This window comes from Autumnicola edwardsiae (assembly GCF_031846505.1).
Lineage (GTDB): Bacteria > Bacteroidota > Bacteroidia > Flavobacteriales > Flavobacteriaceae > Autumnicola > Autumnicola edwardsiae.
This window is the reverse complement of sequence record NZ_JAVRHP010000248.1, coordinates 1-1,140: the sequence shown is the minus strand read 5'-3', so window position 1 is coordinate 1,140 and position 1,140 is coordinate 1. Positions and strand designations below refer to the sequence as shown.

1 protein-coding gene is annotated in these 1,140 nt (G+C 38.9%); it reads right to left on the bottom strand.

Annotation, left to right across the window (positions count from 1 at the left end):
- Positions 1 to 1,140: site-specific integrase (locus RM529_RS17440; RefSeq protein ID WP_311486011.1), on the bottom strand; the 1,140-nt coding region annotated here is incomplete at both ends.

The following is a 1,140-nucleotide window of genomic DNA, read 5'->3' as shown; positions in this document are numbered from 1 at the left end:
CACCTTTTGTTCGACGACCCTGGCATAGATTTGCGTTGTGGAAAGCTTTGTATGGCCGAGTAATTTTGAAACAGTCTCAATGGGTACACCATTGGAAAGTGTAACGGTAGTGGCAAAAGTATGTCTGGCCGCGTGGAACGTAAGCTTTTTATTGATTTTTAGGATTGCCGCTATTTCCTTTAAATATTTATTGATCTTTTGATTGGAAAATACCGGCAGCAGTTTTTCCTGTTTGTTTTCGGTATCTTGGTCATACCTCTTTAATATATCAAGGGCTTTATCTAAAAGCGGTATTTTTACCGCTTCATCGTTCTTTTCCCTTTTTGTGAATATCCAGTAATCCCCATCGATGCCGTGTACAATATGGTCATCACAAAGTAATTTTACATCGATATAGGATAGTCCCGTATAACAGGCAAAAATAAAAACATCCCTCGTTTTTTGGTGCATCCCTTTTATAAGCTGACCGGATTCCAAAACTTCAAGTTCCGATTGGGACAGAAATGCCCGTTGATGTTTTGTGAACTTTAGCGAGAACCTCACAAAAGGGTCTTTCTCGATCCATTCCAACCGAAGGGCAAGGTTCATCATCTTTTTTAATCGCTCCAAATGTTTCATAACCCCATTATTTTTAAGGGGCTGGGAATGGTTTATCGATTTTCCGTTGCGTAGGAACTGCTCAAAGTCAATGATGAATTTATAGGATAATTGTTTTAAAAAAACATCATTGGTCTTTAGTTTGGTCTTCAAATACCGATTTATATAGCGTTCTGTTGTGTAATAATTTTTCAAAGTTCCCGGCTTGAGTACCGAAACCATATTCTTATTGTGGTAAGAAACTAACTGAAGTAGCGTTTTGTGCTGTTCATCTTCCCCTAGGTAACGGGCCTTGATAGCTTGGGCGGTAACGTATTTGGATTCGCCTAGAAGCTGTTTGTGGCATTCCAATAAATTAGAATACACCTGGTCAAGGTAAACATTTAATGACTTTCCATCGGAAGTCCTTAAAGTTGACCTTTTGGAACGTGTATCCCAATAGATAACCGAAGTGGATCGTTTTAAACTGATTTCTGCACGTTTTCCATCGACCGTAATACGTGCATAAATGGGTGCAAAATCATCTTTTGCTTTGGCCATACT